This is a genomic window from Hymenobacter edaphi (assembly GCF_003258365.1).
GTDB classification, from domain to species: Bacteria; Bacteroidota; Bacteroidia; order Cytophagales; family Hymenobacteraceae; genus Solirubrum; species Solirubrum edaphi.
Genome location: NZ_QHKM01000009.1, coordinates 141,963 through 158,777, shown reverse-complemented (window position 1 = coordinate 158,777; position 16,815 = coordinate 141,963). Strand labels below are relative to the sequence as shown.

At 66.5% G+C, this 16,815-nt stretch carries 11 protein-coding genes; 4 read left to right on the top strand and 7 right to left on the bottom strand.

The genetic code is table 11. The features are described from left to right. Positions 1-41: 41 nt before the first annotated feature. Complete coding sequence (locus tag DLM85_RS21365) at positions 42-995, bottom strand: leucine-rich repeat domain-containing protein (protein ID WP_111480214.1); 954 nt, start codon at positions 993-995, stop codon at positions 42-44. A gap of 29 nt (positions 996-1,024) precedes the next feature. After that, the gene (locus DLM85_RS21360; RefSeq protein ID WP_111480213.1) at positions 1,025-3,211 is read right to left on the bottom strand and encodes an alkaline phosphatase PhoX; all 2,187 of its coding nucleotides are present in this window, start codon (positions 3,209-3,211) and stop codon (positions 1,025-1,027) included. Between the two features lie 291 nt (positions 3,212-3,502). Here DLM85_RS21360 and DLM85_RS21355 point away from each other — a divergent pair, with 291 nt between their 5' ends. Continuing rightward, positions 3,503-4,879 carry a type IX secretion system plug protein gene (locus tag DLM85_RS21355; protein ID WP_165822240.1) on the top strand — a complete coding sequence of 459 codons (1,377 nt, stop codon included), beginning with the start codon at positions 3,503-3,505 and terminating at the stop codon, positions 4,877-4,879. A 65-nt stretch (positions 4,880-4,944) separates the two neighbouring features. On the opposite strand, the gene DLM85_RS21350 is transcribed toward DLM85_RS21355, so the two are convergent. The 3 genes from DLM85_RS21350 to DLM85_RS21340 all read right to left on the bottom strand — a co-directional run bounded on the left by DLM85_RS21350 (position 4,945) and on the right by DLM85_RS21340 (position 11,831). Continuing rightward, positions 4,945-5,736: a hypothetical protein gene (locus tag DLM85_RS21350; protein ID WP_111480211.1), complete on the bottom strand. Its 792-nt coding sequence runs from the start codon at positions 5,734-5,736 to the stop codon at positions 4,945-4,947. Positions 5,737-5,806: 70 nt separating this feature from the next. Next, on the bottom strand, positions 5,807-6,352 hold the full coding sequence (locus DLM85_RS21345; RefSeq protein ID WP_133257189.1) for a hypothetical protein: 546 nt from the start codon (positions 6,350-6,352) through the stop codon (positions 5,807-5,809). 355 nt (positions 6,353-6,707) lie between these two features. After that, on the bottom strand, positions 6,708-11,831 hold the full coding sequence (locus DLM85_RS21340; RefSeq protein WP_111480209.1) for a carbohydrate-binding protein: 5,124 nt from the start codon (positions 11,829-11,831) through the stop codon (positions 6,708-6,710). A gap of 536 nt (positions 11,832-12,367) precedes the next feature. Between DLM85_RS21340 and DLM85_RS21335 the strand changes: the two genes are divergently transcribed. From DLM85_RS21335 to DLM85_RS21325, 3 genes are all read left to right on the top strand, one after another. Continuing rightward, positions 12,368-13,678, top strand: a complete 1,311-nt coding sequence (locus DLM85_RS21335; protein ID WP_111480208.1) for a cation:proton antiporter — start codon at positions 12,368-12,370, stop codon at positions 13,676-13,678. A 158-nt stretch (positions 13,679-13,836) separates the two neighbouring features. Continuing rightward, positions 13,837-15,270, top strand: coding sequence for a M48 family metalloprotease (locus tag DLM85_RS21330; RefSeq protein WP_111480230.1), 1,434 nt, complete (start codon positions 13,837-13,839; stop codon positions 15,268-15,270). A 134-nt stretch (positions 15,271-15,404) separates the two neighbouring features. Beyond that, positions 15,405-15,863 (top strand): hypothetical protein, encoded by a 459-nt coding sequence (locus tag DLM85_RS21325; protein WP_111480207.1) that lies wholly within the window; start codon positions 15,405-15,407, stop codon positions 15,861-15,863. Positions 15,864-15,898: 35 nt separating this feature from the next. Here the strand turns inward: DLM85_RS21325 and DLM85_RS21320 are convergent, their stop codons facing one another. Both DLM85_RS21320 and DLM85_RS21315 read right to left on the bottom strand, forming a co-directional pair. Continuing rightward, positions 15,899-16,447 (bottom strand): hypothetical protein, encoded by a 549-nt coding sequence (locus DLM85_RS21320; protein WP_111480206.1) that lies wholly within the window; start codon positions 16,445-16,447, stop codon positions 15,899-15,901. A gap of 80 nt (positions 16,448-16,527) precedes the next feature. Then, the gene (locus DLM85_RS21315) at positions 16,528-16,737 is read right to left on the bottom strand and encodes a zinc ribbon domain-containing protein YjdM (RefSeq protein ID WP_111480205.1); all 210 of its coding nucleotides are present in this window, start codon (positions 16,735-16,737) and stop codon (positions 16,528-16,530) included. Positions 16,738-16,815: the final 78 nt, after the last annotated feature.

Below are 16,815 nucleotides of genomic sequence, written 5' to 3'. Positions count from 1 at the left end.
CGCGGCCCGTGCCGGCTCCCGAACGGAAGCGGGGTAAAAGGCTAATCGAAATAGATGGTGGTGCGGGGCAGCGCGGCCGTGAGCTGCTGCCGGGCCGCGGGCGTGAGGCTATTATTGCGCACGATGAGCGTGGTGAGCTTGCGCAGCCGGCCGATGGAGCGCGGCAGCGCGGTCAGCTGATTGTCGCTGAGTACCAGCACTTCCAGGTTGCGCAGCCGGCCGATGCTGCGGGGCAGCGTGCGGAGCTGGTTGCCGGTCAGCACCAGGGACTTGAGCGCCCGGCAGCGGCCAAGGCTGGCGGGCAGCTCGGTGAGCTGGTTGCCGGCCAGGTTAAGCTCCTGCAGGCGCGGCAGGTCACCGAAGCCGGCGGGCAGCTGCTGCAGCTGGTTGTCGCTGAGCACGGCGTAGCGCAGGCGCTTCAGGCCGTTGAACGTGGGCGGCAGGTACAGCAGCTGGTTGTGGCTGGCGTCGAAGTACTCCAGCTGGTCGAGCTGGCCCAGCTGCGCGGGCAGGGAGGTGAAGCGGTTCCAGGCCACCACCAGGAAGCGCAGACTGTCGAGCCGGCCCAGAGTGGGCGGCAGCTCGGCCAGCTCGTTTTTGTCGAGCTGCAGCTGGCGCAGGCAGCGCAGGCGGCCGAGGTCGGCGGGCAGGTCGAGCAGGCGGTTTTCGTGGGCAAACAGCTCGCGCAGGCTGTCGAGCCGCGTCACTTCGGCGGGCAGGTGGCGCAGGCGGTTTGTCTCCACGTGCAGGCGGCGCAGGGCCGGCAGCCGGGGCAGGCCCGCGGGCAGCTGCTCCAGATCCTGCAGGCGCAGGTACAGCTCGCGGGTGCCGGCCGGGCAGCGCAGGGCCTCGGCCATGCTGAAGGCCGTGGGCTGGCCGCAGGGCGCGGCCGCCGCGGCAGGGGCGGATGTGGCGGGGCTGGTTGGGCCCGCAGCAGCCACGGCCTGCCCTATGCACTGATTGCCCGGCAGCAACTGCCGGGCAATCAGGAGCACTACGGATAGGGTAACGACGCGAAGCCTCACTACTGCTTGATAAAGGCGCGGGTGGTGGCGGTGGTGGCAGTGCGCACCAGCAATTGGTAGGGGCCGGCGGGCAGCTGGCTGACGGGCACCTGCAGGCGGTTGGCACCCTTGCTCAGCGCGGCTTCCTGCTGCCAGAGCACCTGGCCGAGGTTGTTGAGCACGCGCAACTGGGCGGTTTCGGCCCGTTCGTGGCTCAGCTCCACGGTCAGCTGCTGGCTGGCCGGGTTGGGGTACAGGGCCAGTTGAACGGTCTTATCGGCCTTGGCAGCGGCCGAGGTCGGCAGGCCCAGCTCCGATTTGCGGGCAATGACCAGCGTGGTCGACTTGTTGAACACCACCGGCTGACCGGCGGCGTCGGTCAGGGCCAGGGTGTTGGTGTTGTCGGGGGCCTGGATGGAGACGAACATAAACCGCTCGTCGGGCGAGAGGGTCATGCCGGTGGGCTCCGAGCCGGCCGGCGTCACCATGAACAGCTCCACCGCGGGGTTGGCCTGGGTGTGGCAGGGCTTCACCAGCCAGATGTGGTTGCGGCCGCCGTCCTGCAGCACGTAGAGGTTGCCGTAGGAGTCGAAGGTCAGGTTGTCGTTGCCGCTGCTCCAGGCTTCGGAGGCCGTGCCGGTGCCGTAGTTGATGGGGTAGTTCTGCCCGCCGATAAACTCCTCAAAGGCGCTGATGGTGCTGCCCGTGGCCGCGTCGAGGAAGCGGTACACCCGGCTGTTCGACTTCGAGGTGAAGTAGATTTTGCCGTCGTGCGGGCCGATTTCCACGTCTTCCACCCCGCTGAAGTTGGTGGCGCCCAGGGCCTGGGCCAGCGCGGTGGTATTGCTGCACTCGGTGGGCGTGGCGTTGGGCACCGGAATCCAGGTGCCGGTCGTCGAGGAGCCCAGCGCGCCGTCGAGCTTGAGCACGTAGAGCGTGCCCGCGCCCAGGTTGCCGGCGGTGGCGGCCACAAACTTGTAGACGAAGCTCAGGCTGCCCTCGTCGGCGCCCTCGTACACGGTGCGGCGGTCGGCGGCCACCACCACGTTTTCGTGCTTGAAGCGGCCCAGCTTCCAGAGCTTGTCGGGCGTGCCGTCGTTGTTCAGGTCGCGCACGGCGTGGGTGGCCGGGTCGATTTCCACGTTCCAGCCGTAGTCGAGGTAGCCGTCGTTGTTGCTGTCGGTGGGGGCGGTGGGCGAGTTTTCCTCGCAGGTCACCACCGTGTTCCAGGGCGTGATGCCGCCCGAGCAGTTGTTGTAGGTGCCCACCACCGGCGCGAAATTCACCGGGTGCTTGGCCGTCACGTTCCACAGCTTGCTGGTGGTGCTGTAGTTCAAACTCAGCATGCTCACGCCCGAAGCCGCGGCCGAGGAGCCCTCGTGGTTGACCGACAAATACCCGTTGGTGCTGCTGCTGGCTATGGGCACGTAGCCGGTGAAGTCGTTGCTTTCCTTGGTGTTGCCGTCGGTGGCGTTGGTGTAGGGCTGCCCGCTCTGCATCAGCAGCTGAAAGGTGTGCGTGCTCGGAATGCTGATGCCCTGCTGCTGCGTGGTCGGCATCACCGACACGAAGTTGCTCAGGTGATTGGCCGGCAGGGTGGCGCAGGTAGCGGGCGTCACCGGGTTGTCGGGCAGCAGCTCCAGGTCGAAGCTGATGTCGGAGCTGCTCAGCCGGTCCTGGTGAATTTCGACGGCAATGGTGTTCTGCCCTTGGAGCAGCACTGATTTCGGCAGCACGGCCTCGAAGAAGGCGCTTTCGTTCGAGCCGTCGACGGTGGCCGAAGCGAAGGTGTTGTAGGCAATGGCGCCGGTGGGCATGTTGGAGCGGTGCACCTCCGCGCCGTTGATGTAAATGACCGCGCCATCGTCGCGCTTCAGGCGCAGCTTCACGCCGCTGAAGCCCGCGAGGCTGCTCACCGTGAACTGCCGGCGGAAGTAGGTGGTGATGTACTTGCTGCTGGAGCTTGGGCCGAACGACACCACGGTGGCTTCGTTGCCGTCGCCGTAGCCCAGCTCGGCGTTGCCCGAGGCCCAGGCGGCGTCGTTGAAGCCGGCGGCCTGCCAGGCCGTGCCCTGGTCCGTACCGTTGTCGAGGTACTTCCAGGCGCTGCCGGCGGGCAGCAGCGCGGTGGTGGTCTGGGCCAGCGCCGGGGCGGCCCAGAGTAGGCCCAGGGCCAGTAGGAAGAGGGGAGTAGCTGTGTGTTTCATACCAAGCTGCGGGAACAGAAAAGCCTTGTTGAATGGCGCCGCAAGCTCGGATTGGGCTGTTTTCTGGAAATGACGACGGCGTTAGCCGCGCGTGAAGAATTGATGACGCCAGCGTTACGCTGTGAAGGCTGCGTTACGTCGGCCGTAGCGCGACCTTTCCGTTCGCGTATCGTTGCCGACACCTGGCTGGTCATGTGCCCCGGTTGCTCGTTGCTCCACCATGCGCGAGCTGAAAGTTCGCGCTACCGGGCGCTTTCGTTCCGTATGCGGCCAACCGTCTTACCTTCGCTTATGCTCCGCCGACTTCTATCCTTGCTTATCCTGGCCGCCCCGGCCTGCGTGCCGCTGGGCACGCCCATCACCGACCCCAACGCCGGCCGCGTGGGCCAGGCCAGCCCGGTGCAGGCCCCGCGCGCCAACCAGCAGCTGCGCTTCGAGGACGCCACCTACGACCCCGACATTCAGAGCGTGCAGTGCTACGTGAGCACGGGGCAGGCCACGGAGGTTTTCACGGCGCCGGTGGTGCCGCTGGAGCAGGCCGGCGGCATCCTGCTGGAGTTCGACCTGCTCGGCGACCAAAGCCGCCGCCTCACCGCCCGCCTCGTGCACTGCAACGCCGACTGGTCGCCCTCGGTGCTCACGGACCTGCAGTTTCTCAACGAAATCAACGAGTTCAACCTCACCAATTACCGCACCTCGGTGGGCACGCAGGTGCCCTACTACCACTACCGCCTGCCGGTGCCCGGTCCGAAGATATCGGGCAACTTCCTGCTGGTGGTGCAGGACGCCAACACCCGCCAGCCGCTTATTTCGCGGCGCCTGCTGGTGTATCAGAATCTGGTGGAGGTGCAGGCTCAGCTAGGCCTGGCGCCCGGCGGCTCGGCCCGCTACACCATGCAGCAGATTGATTTTGCCATCCGCTACGGGGCCTACCCGCTGGTGAATCCGGCGGTGGAAACGCGGGTGGTGCTGCGCCAGAACTTCCGCTGGGACAACGCCCACTACAACCTGCGCCCCACCTTCGTGCGCGACGCCGAGCAGCGGCTCGACTACCAGTACTTCAACTTCGAAAACGCCTTCCCGGCCCTCAACGAGTTCCGCTTCGCCGACATCCGCTCCCTGCGCACCAACGGCGTGGGCGTGGAGCGCCTCGACATGCAGGCCTCGCCCCGCGAGGTGCGCCTGCTGCCCGAAACCACCCGCGGCGGCCGCAGCTACACTCAGTATGAGGACGCCGACGGCCAGCGCGTGTTCGAAAACCGCGAGTACGGCAACGGCGCCACCAACGCCGACTACGTGTGGACCACCTTCCAGCTGCGGGCCGAAAGCCCCGCGCCCGGCCCGGTCTACGTCTTCGGCGCCCTCACCGACTGGAAGCTGCTGCCCGACTTCAAGCTCAGCTACAACGCCGAGCAGCAGCTCTACACCGGCCGCGCCCTGCTCAAGCAGGGCTACTACAACTATTACTACGTGGTGGGCCAAGCCGGCGGCGCCGCACCCGACGCGGGCTACTTCGAGGGCAGCTACCAGCTCACCGAAAACCAGTACGACATCCTCGTCTACTACCGCCCGCCCGGCACCCGTACCGACCTCATCATCGGCTACCGGCCCCTCGTGGTCAACGGCCAGCAGGTGCGCACCAACACCCAGTCGGGCATCTTCCGCTAAAGCCGGGCCCCGCCCCCCGGAGCACGCCGGCCCCGGTTGCCCCGCAGGTAGTCGGGGCCGCGGCGTTAGCGCGGGGCCGACGGCGCGGCGAGCTGCGCGCTGATGTTCAGCCTGAGCGGCCGCCCCGACGACGCGCCGTCCCGGTTGCCGCCCCGGCGGCCGTCGCGCTGGCCCGCGCCGCCGGCAGCGGCCGGGCTGCCGCCGGGGCTGGCCGGCCGCTGCCCGCCCACCAAGGTGAAGCCCACCACGGGCTGGCGGTCGGGGGCGAAGGACGAGCCGCGCTTGTAGAGCAGGCGCAGGGGCACGGCCAGCTCGTAGATCAGGTTGCCGCCCGCGTCGAAGGCCGCCGCGGCGTGCAGGCCCAGCTGGGTGTGGTTTTCGGCCATGGTGGGCTCCGGGTTGCCCTTGAACTTGAGCAGCTGCATTTCGTGCATGCCGGCCAGGGCCTGGGCCAGCCGGGCCTGATAGTCGGCCGGGGTGCCCGGCGCCGCGCCGGGGGCTTCGACGTGCCGGCGCACGGCCGCGCCCATGCTGCCGCCCAGCGGGAAATGCACCCCAAACTGCTGCTGCTGGCGGCCGGTGGTATCGAGCCACACGGTGAGGCCCTGAAAAATCAGGCGGCGCTGGGTGGCCGCGTCGCCGGTTTTCAGGCGCAGGTACACCGTGCGCGCGTCGTTGGCTACCTGGTACTGCAGCCGGCTGGGCTCATCGGTCTGCAGCTCGTTGTCCCATTCGGTGGCCTGCCCGTCGGTGACGACGGCGGCGGGAACGAAGCGGCTTTGCAGCGCCGGCTGCCGGTGGCAGGCGGCCAGGGCCCATACGGCCAAAGCCAGGCCGGTACGCGAAGAAAACACCATGCGAGGTGAAAAGAAACGGTAAAGCAAGAGGGAAAAGGCGCGGCCAGCCGGAGCCGAAGAAGCCCGGGCGTCAGTCTGCGCCGCCCAGCGCGCGGCGGGCGTCGCGCACCACGGTGGCCCAGGTTTGCTGCATCAGCTCGGGGGCCACCCCGGTGCGCTGCACGTACTGCTGCTGGTAGTGCTGCAGCCGGGCGTGCAGCTGGCGGCAGCGGTTCTGAAAGCCCACGAAATCGGCCACAATCTGGCTTTTCAGCTCGGGCTGCAGCAGGCGCTGGGCGTGCACCTTGAAGTAGGAATCCGTCAGAAAGCGGCGCGACACGAGCAGGCGCTGCAGCTCGTCGCGGTCCTCGTCGCTGAGCTGGTAGGCCAGCTGGGCGGCCACGGCCAGGATGTCGGCGGGCTGGCCGGCCGCGGCGTGCTCCTCGAAAATAGCCGTATACGCGGCCGGCGTTTCGGGCTTCACCTGGAACAGCTGGTCGAAGATGAGCATGTTGGCGAGCTGCTGCTCCAGGGCCTGCCCGAAGTACACGGCCAGGCCGAAATGGGCGTACACTTCCTTGGTTTGCTCCTCTGCGCTGAGCTGATTGAAGTGGTCGAGTAAGGGCTGAATATCCATGCGAAAGGCAAAGGTCAGCAAAAGCCAACGGCCGCCACAAAAAAAAGCCCCGGCTTGAGGCCGGAGCTTTGGGGATTACCACCAGATAATAGAGTGGTGATGGGTAGTAAGGAAAGACCACGTGGCCTTGGTCTTCGCCCTGCCGGATGCGGTACAGAGCAGGTTGCGGTGGCGGCTTTCCGCGTCGCGGTGAAATCGGCCAGCGTCAGCGGGACGATGCCAGTGGTTTGTGCAGAATGGGCGCTTGTGTTGGGCTTTCCCGGCCCAGCGTTTCTTGGGCTGCTTCATGCGGAGCGTAGGTTGGTGCCTACTGCTCCGCCGTGGTGGTTAGGTGTCTGACCAGGCGCCCCGGTACTTACTTCACCAGCACCACGCGCCGGGTTTCCACCTGGCCGCCGTTGAGCAGGCGGCAGGTGTACACACCGGCCTTCAGCGGGCCGCCATCGAGCGTCACTTCGTAGGTGCGGCCGGCCTCGGCCGGGGCGTCGTAGAGCGTGGCCACCAGCTGCCCCAGGGTGTTGTACACGCGCAGCTGCGTGGCGCCCGCGGCGGCCGGGCGGAAGCGCAGCGTGGTGCCGGCCGTGAAGGGGTTCGGGAAGGCGTCGAAGCTGCTGGCCGGTACGGCAGCGGCCGGGGCCGACTGGCTGGCCGCCGTGCCCCGGGCCGCCGTGGCGCAGCCGCCCAGCTGGTCGCCGTGCTGGCTGAGGTGGGCGGCTACGGCATTTGCCGAAAGGCAGAGCGGGTTGCCGTTGTGGCAGACCAGTACCTTGTCGTTCTTGGGGCCGCAGCGCACGTCGATGACCTCCACGGTCACCGAAGCCGTAGCCGCGCAGCCAAACTCGTTGGTAGCCGTGACGGTGAACGTGTAGCTGCCGGCGGCCGTGGGTGCGAAGACCGTACTGGCAGCTGTCGGACTGCTCAGGCTGGCCGCCGGGCTCCAGGCGTAGCTCGTAGCCCCGGCGGCCGAGGTCGGGTTCGAGGCCGTGAGCGTGAGGCTCTGGGCGCCGTAGCCCAGGGCCAGGGTCGTGGCAGGCAGACCGGTGAAAGTGTTATCGGCGCGGCTCCGGGCAATGGCCGGCGTGGGCACGGCACCGATAACCGTCACCGTGGCCGGGGCCGACGCCGCGTTGCCGTGCGCGTCGGTGGCCGTGAGCGTCACCACGTTCGGGCCCAGGTTGCTGCAGTCGAAGCTGCGGCGGTCCAGCGTCAGCGCGTAAATACCGCAGGCATCGGCCGAGCCGTTGTCCACGTCGGCGGCCGTGATGCGGGCCGTGCCGCCGCGCAGCGTCACCGTGAGGTTGCGGGTCAAGACGGTCGGGGCTGTGCGGTCTTCCACGGTCACCACCGCGGCGGCCGTGGCAGCGTTGCCGTTGGCGTCCGTCACGGTCAGCGTCACCGTGTTCGGCCCGACGTGGGCGCAGTCAAACGCGGTCTGGCTCAGCGTCATCGACTGCACGCCGCAGGCGTCGGAGCTGCCATCGTTCACGTCGGCGGCCGTGATGCTGGCCTGGCCGCTGGCATCAAGCGGCACGGTGAGGTTGCGCAGGCGCACGGTGGGCGCGGTCTGATCCTGCACCCGCACCGGCTGGGTGGCCGTGGCCGTGCTGCCGTCACTGAAGGCGAAGCTCCACCGGATGCTGTGGCTGCCCTGCGTGTCGTAGCTGGTCGGGTCGGCGGCGGTGGCCGTGACCAGCCCGCCGCAGATATCCGCGGTGGTCGGGGCCGGGGCCGTCACGCTGCATTCCCCGCGCAGCTCGGCCAGCACGATGGCCGGGCGGGCGTCGGTCTGGGCGCTGACGGCCGCAGTGAAGCCGGAGGTCAAATCCTGGCCGGTGGTGCGTACGCGGTAGTAGTAGCGGGTGGCGTAGCTGCGGCAGCTGTCCACGTAGCTGCCGGCGTCGGTGCCCACGCTGGTCAGGGTGAGGTAGCGCAGCCCGTCGGCGGAACGCTGCACCTCGTAGCCGGTTTCGTCGGTGGCGTTGTCGGTCCAGCTCAGCGTCACGCGGTTGCCGGTGGCAGTGGCCGTCAGGGCCGTGGGCGCGGGCAGCACGGCGTCGCGCAGGCTTTGGATGTAGGCACTGTTATTGACCCCGAAGCCGTAGCCCCAGTTGAAGGCCGTGCTCTTCGACAGCGCGCCCTTCGCCCCGGCGTAGTCGGTCAGCTGCTGGTCGGGGTTGAGCGGGTAGTGGAAGGTGCCGCCGCCCGCGTCGGTGCCGTCGGGCGAGGTCAGCTTGGGCGCCACCACCGAGTTGAACAGCGCCGAGGGCACGCCGCTGGCGCCGCCGCCCTTGGTGGCCAAGGCGTGAATGGCCCCGCTCACCCCGGCGGCCGTACCGGTTTTGAGCAGCACCATGTCGTATTGGGTGATGTTGAACGAGTTGCCGGTAGCCAGGTTGGTCAGGTACGCGCCGTTTTCCAGCAGCAGATCCAGCGTAAAATCCGAGGCGTCCAGGTCCTGCTGGTAGCCCACGGGGCCGGCCAGGCGGCGCAGCACGATGGTGGTGCCCTGGCGCAGATCCTGCCAGAAGCCGGTGTTGTTGAAGCGGAACTTGCCGCCGTTGTCGGTGGTGTTGTTGGCTTCAAAGTCCTTTACCACCAGATTGCGGGCGTCGAAGTGGTCCTGCGTCACCAGCAGCTCCACCGCGTCGGTCTGGCCGTTGGCGTCGTTCGAGCCGTTGTACACGCGGTTCACCACAATGGCCGGGGGCGCGAAGGCCGCGTTGCGCAGCGTCTGGATGTAGGCAATGTTACTGGCCCCGTAGCCGCCGCCCCAGTTGCGGTTGGCGTCGGTGGAGGCCTGGGCCTTCACCCCGTCGTAGTCGGCCACCGACTGCGTGGCGCTGAGCGGGTACTGAAAGGCGCCGGTGTTGGTAATGGCGGCCGACACGAGCTTGGGCGCAGTCACCGCGTTGAAAAAGGTGGTATTCGAGCTGCCCGTGGCAAAGGCGTGGACCGCCCCGGCCGTACCGGCGGCCGCGCCGGTTTTCAGCAGCACCATGTCGGTATTGGTCAGGTTGAAGCTGTTATTGGGCGCCAGGTTGGTCAGGTAGGTGGCGTTTTCCATGAGCAGATCCAGCTTGTAGTCGGTCGGGTCCAGGTCCTCGGCGTAGCCGCTGATGCCCGAGGCCAGCCGCCGCAGCACGATGGTGGTGCCGATGCGCACGTCCTGCCACAGCGCCTGATCCTTGAGCTGGTACTTGCCGCCCGCGTCGGCGGTCAGGTTCGTTTCGAAGTCCTTCACGATGAGCCCGCGCAAATCCTGGTGGTCCTTGGTGACGAGCAGCTCCACCGCGTCCGCCATGCCGTCGGGCGTCGACGTGGCGTTGTAGAGGCGGTTCACCACGATGCCGGCCGGGGCCTGCTCCTCGAAGGTGAGCCTGGAGAAGTTGAACGAAGGCGTAACCAGGTCAATCTTCAGCGTCGTGGCCGCGTTGGCCTCCAGGTACACGTTGTTGATAACCAAATCCTGGTAGACCCCGAAGCCGCCCGTGGGGGGCACCGGAATGACGCCGGTTTTGTCGATGCCGTCGGCCGAAAGGCGCAGGGAGCCGCCGGCCGCGCTGGCCGCCACCCGCACCGTGAGCTTGTAGAGGCCGGTGCGCTGCACGTTCACGGTGTACTTCAGCCACTCACCCCCGGCCGAATAGCCGATGTTGCCGGTGCCCCCGTCGCCCAGCTCCGTATCCACCGCCTCGGTGGGCCGGGGCGCGTTGGGGTTCAGCGCGGCGCCGCGGTTGGTCGGGTCCGAGTCGTAGTAGGCCACGTTCTGCCCGCCGTTGTCGAATTCCACGGCCTTGATGCTGCCCGGCACCGCCACGGCCGTACCGGCGTAGGGCGTGCGCACGCAGGCGCTGACCTGCACGTAGTCCGGTTTGCGCACCACGATGGCCGTATCGGCGTTCTGCAGCGTCATCGTCACCGTCTTGGCGCCCGTGCTGGCGTAGCGCACGGCGAAGGGGCCGGGGCCCGAGGCCGTAGCCGGCGTGGCGTCGGCCCCGAAATTCCAATTCAGCGCCGCGTACGTGCCCAGCACCGTGGCCGCGTAGCTCACCGTTTCGGGCGCCACGCAGGCAAAGGTTTTGTCGGCCGAAAACGAAGCCAGCGTCACCTGCTGGCCGGGGCGCAGGTAGGTCGGCGCCAGGTTGCCGGCCGCGTGCTGCAAGGAGTACACGATTTTGCGCGTCAGCTGGCCCTGCGCGTCGAACAGCAGCACCAGCGTCGACTGCCCGTAAATCTTATCCGAATAGCTGGCGCCGAGGCCGGCCGGTACGTTGATTTTCAGCGGGGCCGCGCCCGGCACCGCCGCGCCCGACAGCTGCACCGTGAAGTCGAAATCGGTGGTATTGCTCTTATTCAGCACCATTACGGCCGTGGTGTCGCCGTGCTGGCTGCCCAGCACCGCTACCTCGCTCTGGTTGTCGGTGGCGGCCAGGTAGCTGCCGTACAGGTTCTCGGCCACCAGCATTTCGTGGTAGTAGGCCGAGCGGGGCTTCACGTTCGGGCCCGAGCCGTCGAGGTAGCCCAGGTCGCCCTCGGTGCGGGCGCCGTTGCTTTCGTGAATCGACCACGGCTGCATCGAGAGGGCGCCCTTCTGCATGCCCACGCCGAACACCTCGGCCCAGTATTGCCCGTTCAGGAAGCCGTGCACGCCCAGCCCGTCCACGCCGTTGGCCACCGGGTTTTTGTAGTCGATGTTGAATTCCGTTACGGCCCACTTCAGGGCCTCGGCGCCGGTGCGCTGGTGCAGGGCGTTGGCCGCGTCCATCATCGTGAGCAGCCCGTTCACGTTGCCGGCCAGGGTGTTGGCCGCGTTCAGCACCTGGGCGCGCGTCTGGGTGCCGCTGAAGGGGTAGGAGTGGAAGGTCACCACGTCGAGGTAGTAGCGGCCGTGGGCATCCTTGCCCGTCACGTCGTTGGCCCCGCCGATAAGCGGGCGCAGGTAGTTGGTGTCGTAAAACGAGGTTTCGGGGCCCACCGTCAGAATGCTCGGGTCGGCCTGCTTCATGGCCGTGGCCCAGCCCTTGATGTAGGCCTCCACGCCCGCCACGCTCACGGTGGTGTGCGAGCCGGCCAGGTTGGGCTCGTTGCCGATAATCCAGTACTTGACGCCCCGGTGCATCTGGTTGTTCACGTAGTCGACCACGGCGGCGGCCTGCTGGGCGGTGTAGCGGCCCCGGCCTTCGCACACCTGCACCATGGGCTCGGCCCCGATGTGGCGGATGGAGTCAATCAGGCGCAGGTACTCGGCCGGCGAGGGCATGTTGAACTCCACGCCGTTGCCGCCGATGCGCACCATCCGCACTTTCGATTTTCGGACCAGGGGCCAGAGCTGGTCGAGCTGCCCGTTGTACACGCGGCCGCCGTAGCTCTGGGCCATCCACGCGTTCTGGCCGGCCAGGTAGGGTGAAATGCGCTGCGCCTGCGCGGCCGACGTAGCGGCCAGGCAGCCCAGCGCGAGAAGCGGTAGGAGTTTCCTCATTGGGTGGGAAGTGGTTGGGTTGGTTGGAGCGGAAGCGAAGTGCTGCTGACGACTGGAGTGCGCACAGCCCCGCCAGCGGTGCGCAGCGCGTACCGACGGCGGCCAAGTAGCAGAAACAGGGAGGCAGCCCGGCCAAAAGCGCTGCGGGCTCCAAAGCAGATAGTCAAATATGCCCCCGCACCCGGGCAATAGCGCCGCAGGGCGGCGGCTTTATCTACGGAAACGTTTGCGGCATCTGCATACCAACCCCGGCCTGCCCGCTGGTGGAAGCGCCCTTTCACCCTGCCCGCTACAACCAACGCCGAGCGCAATGTCGGGCTGCGACTATTGAATTATTCCGCTGCGCTGCGTAAAGCCTGCGTTCAGAGTAGGTTCGTTGTGGGTATATCTAAAAGCGGGCCCCAGGGCGGGCAGTGGTGGGCAGGGATTTAGTACAAAAACAAGTTTGCGGCTCCGCACTCCTGGTTCGGCCCAACCGCGCCACATCCCGGAGTCCCTAACTGCGTAAGCCTGAGCTACACTGCCGCCCCTGCTCCATGCCGTTCTACAATCTGCTCTTGGTGGTGCTGGGCGTGGCCATTCTGGCCGTGGCCTGGCTGCCGTCGTTGCTGCGCAAATACCCGCTTTCCTACCCCGTGCTGTTCGTGGTGCTGGGCGCGGCGGTGTTTTCGCTGCCCCTCGGCCTGCCCGACCCCGACCCGGTCCGCCATTCCGCTTTTGCCACCCACCTCACCGAGTTGTGCGTCACGGTGGCCCTCACCGGCACCGGCCTGAAAATCGACCGGAAGTTTTCCCTGCACCGCTGGCGGGTGCCGTTGCGGCTGGTGCTCCTGCTCATGGTCGTCACCATTGCCGGCTTCGTGGCCGCGGCGCACTACCTGGCGGGCCTCACCCTGGCCTCGGCCGTGCTGCTGGCCGGCACCCTGGCCCCCACCGACCCCGTGCTGGCCGGCGACGTGCAAGTGGGCAACCCCGGCGAAGGCGGCGAAGACAACGTGCGCTTCGCCCTCACCGGCGAGGCCGGCCTCAACGACGGGCTGGCCTTTCCCTTCGTGCACCTGGCGGTAGCCCTGCTGCCCCTGGCCGCCTCGCTCACGGCCCGGCTCACGCAGTGGGCCCTGCAGGATGTGCTCTACCGCACCGCCATGGGCGTGCTGGCCGGCTGGCTGGCCGGCCGGGTGCTGTCCTTCCTGATTTTCGATCTGCCGCACCGCGTCCGCATCAACCCCGAAGCGTACGGCTTTGTGGCCCTGGCCGTCACGCTCACGGCCTACGGCGCTACCGAGCTGCTGCACGGCTACGGGTTTCTGGCCGTGTTCGTGGCCGCCGTCACGCTGCGCGCCCACGAGCGCAGCCACGAGTACCACACCGAGATGCACGAGTTTACCGACCAGCTCGAGCGCCTGCTCATCGTCATCATCCTGATTCTGTTCGGCGGGGCGCTGGTGCGCGGGCTGCTGGCCCCGCTCACGCTCGGCGGGGCGGCGCTGGGGCTGTTTCTGCTGCTGGTGCTGCGGCCCGTCGGGGGCATTCTCACGCTGGGGCGCAGCCGCCTCAACTGGCCCGAGCGGCTGGTCATTTCCTTTTTCGGCATCCGCGGCATCGGCTCGTTTTTCTACCTGGCCTACGCCCTGAACGAGCATTTCTTCCCCGATGCGCGCGAACTGTGGGCCACCACCGGCTTCACAGTCCTGACCTCCATCGTGCTGCACGGCGCCCTGGCCACCCCGGCCATGGACTGGCTGGACCGGCGCGCGGGGCGGCCCACCGCGGCCGAGCGCGAGCAGCGGCACCTGCACGACATGGAAGCCGCCGACCGCGGTAAGGCAATGAACAACGAGCAATGAACAATTGGCGCAACCGCACTGGTGGGCGGGCGTAGCCTCATTGCTCATTGCTCATTGCTCATTGCTCATTGCTCATTGCTCATTGCTCGCGTAACCCTGGCTTGGTACGTTCGTTGCAGACGCGGGTACTCTCCAGCCTTCTTTCCCTCCCCATGCCCATGCTCCCAACCCTTGCTTCCGCTCTTTCCGCCGCCCTGCTGGCCCTGCTGCCAGCGGCCGAAGTCATCAAGCCCACCGCCACTGCCGCAGCGCCCGTGCAGGGTGCCGAGCCCGACCCGCAGGTCATTGCCCAGTTCGGCCTGCTCGACAACGCCAAGCTGCAAAGCTATATCGACCAGAAAGGCATGCAGATGGGCCGTATTTCCGACCGCCCCGCCGACGTGAAAGGCTTCACGGTGGTCGATTCGCCCGTTATCAACGCCTTTGCCACCCCCGACGGCCACGTGTACTTCACCCGCGGCATCCTGGCGCACTTCAACAACGAAGCCCAGTTCAGCGGGGTGCTCGGCCACGAAATCGGCCACATCACCGCCCGCCACAGCCAGAAGCAGCAGACGCGCTCCGCCGTCACCACCGGAGCCATTCTGCTTGGCTCCATCTTCTCGAAGCGGGTGGCCTCCATCGCGCAGCCCCTCTCGCAGGTGGCCGGCCTCGGTCTGCTCAAGTACGGCCGCGACGCCGAAAACGAGTCGGATAAGCTGGGCGTGAAATACTCCAGCAAAATCGGCTACGACCCGGCTTCGATGGCCGACTTCTTCCTCACCCTGCAGCGCACCGAGCAGCAGAGCGGGGCCGCCGGCGTGCCCTCCTTCCTGAGCACCCACCCCAACTCCGCCGACCGCTACCAGAACGTGAAAAAGCTGGCCGTGCAGGCCGAGCAGCAGGCCGGCCGGCAGCTGGCCGTCAACCGCGACCAGTACCTGCGCCTGCTCGAAGGCCTGGCCTACGGCGACAACCCGCGCGAAGGATTCGTGGAAAACAGCGTGTTCTACCACCCCGACCTGAAGTTCCAGTTCCCGATTCCCTCGGGCTGGCAAAGCCAGAACTCGCCCTCGCAGTTTCAGATGGCCGAGCCCAACGGCAAAGCCATCATCGTGCTGCTGCCCGCCGGCAACAAGGGCCTCGACGAAACCGCCCAGGCCCTGGCCCAGCAGCTGAACCTGCAGAACGCCCAGGCCCAGAAAACCACCATCAATAACTTCCCGGCCGTGGCCATCCAGGGCGACCAGGTGGGCCAGGACCAGCAAACCGGCCAGCAGGGCGTCACGGCCCGCACCCTGAGCTACCTCATCCAGGACGGCCAGACCATTTACGCCCTCGTCGGCCTGACCTCGCCCGCGGCCTTCCAAACCTACGCCCCGCAATTTCAGCGCACGGCCCAGGGCTTCCAGCGCCTCACCGCCGCCGACAAGCTCAACCGCCAGCCCGAGCGCGTGCGCATCAAAACCGCCAAAGCCGGCCAGACGCTCGGCCAGGCCCTGGCGGCCAACGGCGTGCCGAGCAAGCGGCACGAGGAGCTGGCCATTCTGAACGGCATGAAAACCACCGACAAAATGACGGCGGGCATGCTGTTTAAGGTCGTCGGGAAGTAGGAGTCGGCAGGCTGCCATGCCTATATTGGGCCACTGAGGATTTTTTGGCTTTCGTTGTCTTGGGAGCAGAAATCTTCCGATGACCAAGCCAAAAAGCAATGCGCTGGATTGTCTCTCTTCCTTTAGTGTTAGCCATGCCCCTACTCCACCAGGAGGTGCCGCCGCAGTCGATGGTAGTCATCAACAATGCGGCTTTTCTGAACGCGGCGGCTCCGCGGCTGGAATTCCAGGCTTTTGTGGCCAGGTACCAGCCGGTGCTGGAAAGTCAGCGCAAGCACGAAGGCGCCGGCCTGACGATGTTTGAGTACCGCACGTACCGCTTGGGCGACGACAAGATCGTGTACGCCCGGGAAGCTAGGGGGAGCAGTCTAATCAGACTGATGCATTTTACTCTGGTCACCAGCCAAGTAGCCCTGCCCCGCAACGTACGAATCGGGATGAGCAAGCACGCGTTTGAAGTGGCTTTTCACCACAAAGTACCCGGTGATGCCGCCATGGTTACGGAGGCTACCTACATTCCTTGCCGCCGCTATACGTTCACGTTCGAACATCAGAAATTGGTTAAAATCGACTACGAGCTGCTGTTGGCGTAACGCCCGATTGCTGCCTCGCGCCCCAGCGTATTGGCTTACACATCAGGCAGCCGCACGGGCAGCCGCTCCCCGGTCTCCGAGTACAGCAGCAGCCGAATCGGAGCTTCGTGGATCATGGATAGCGTACCATTGACGAGCAGGTGAATGTCGGTACGGTACAACGGCGGCTGAGGCTTCTGGTAGTCGAAAAAGTCGGCGGGCAGCAGGTCGTACACCTTGGCAAACTCCAGCCACTCCGTGAACCGCGCCGCATTCACCGGCGCCGATTCAGCATTGCTGATACCGGGCATGATGGCATCCGGCACGACGTCGCGACTCATTTGCAGTACGCGGCCGATTTCGATAACCAAGTACGGCCAAGACTCCCGCTGGTGGCAAAACTCCGGATTCCAGACGGTGTCGGGCTGCAAAACCAGCAGGCAGGAGTTGTCGTCCAGTACCGGAAACCAGCCGTGCCAGTAGCCGTCGTGGAACGTGACGCGGCGCAGCAGCTCCGGGAAAGTTGTCGAAGTGGCCTGGTTCCAGGGAAAGTTGTTGTTGACCAACCGAGGAGCCAGCCAGCTGTCGTAGTAGGCGTCGGGCATAGGTTGCTAGAATAGAAAAACGCCCCGGCCAAGCTCTTGACCGGGGCGTTGAAATTACTGGGCGGCTGTAGAAGACGGCGTTACGCCTTCTTCAAAAATTCCGTCTTAAGCACCATCGTGGTGCCGCCTGCGCGGCCTTCTATTTCGGCCGGGCTGTTGGTCAGGCGAATGTTCTTCACCACGGTGCCGCGCTTGAGTACCTGCGAGGAGCCTTTCACCTTCAGGTCCTTGATGAGCGTCACCGCGTCGCCTTCCGCGAGCAGGGTGCCGTTGCTGTCTTTTACGTCCATAAGTCAGGGGCAAAGGGATAATTCAGCGCAGACGAACCGTCCACAAAATCCGTGAACCGAAGGAAGGCGTAGCCAAAT

Bases quoted from the DNA above. Each gene is read 5' to 3' on its own strand.
- DLM85_RS21360 (WP_111480213.1), bottom strand. From the start codon at position 3,211: ATGAAACACACAGCTACTCCCCTCTTCCTACTGGCCCTGGGCCTACTC.
- DLM85_RS21355 (WP_165822240.1), top strand. From the start codon at position 3,503: ATGCTCCGCCGACTTCTATCCTTGCTTATCCTGGCCGCCCCGGCCTGC.
- DLM85_RS21350 (WP_111480211.1), bottom strand. From the start codon at position 5,736: ATGGTGTTTTCTTCGCGTACCGGCCTGGCTTTGGCCGTATGGGCCCTG.
- DLM85_RS21345 (WP_133257189.1), bottom strand. From the start codon at position 6,352: ATGGATATTCAGCCCTTACTCGACCACTTCAATCAGCTCAGCGCAGAG.
- DLM85_RS21340 (WP_111480209.1), bottom strand. From the start codon at position 11,831: ATGAGGAAACTCCTACCGCTTCTCGCGCTGGGCTGCCTGGCCGCTACG.
- DLM85_RS21335 (WP_111480208.1), top strand. From the start codon at position 12,368: ATGCCGTTCTACAATCTGCTCTTGGTGGTGCTGGGCGTGGCCATTCTG.
- DLM85_RS21330 (WP_111480230.1), top strand. From the start codon at position 13,837: ATGCTCCCAACCCTTGCTTCCGCTCTTTCCGCCGCCCTGCTGGCCCTG.
- DLM85_RS21325 (WP_111480207.1), top strand. From the start codon at position 15,405: ATGCCCCTACTCCACCAGGAGGTGCCGCCGCAGTCGATGGTAGTCATC.
- DLM85_RS21320 (WP_111480206.1), bottom strand. From the start codon at position 16,447: ATGCCCGACGCCTACTACGACAGCTGGCTGGCTCCTCGGTTGGTCAAC.
- DLM85_RS21315 (WP_111480205.1), bottom strand. From the start codon at position 16,737: ATGGACGTAAAAGACAGCAACGGCACCCTGCTCGCGGAAGGCGACGCG.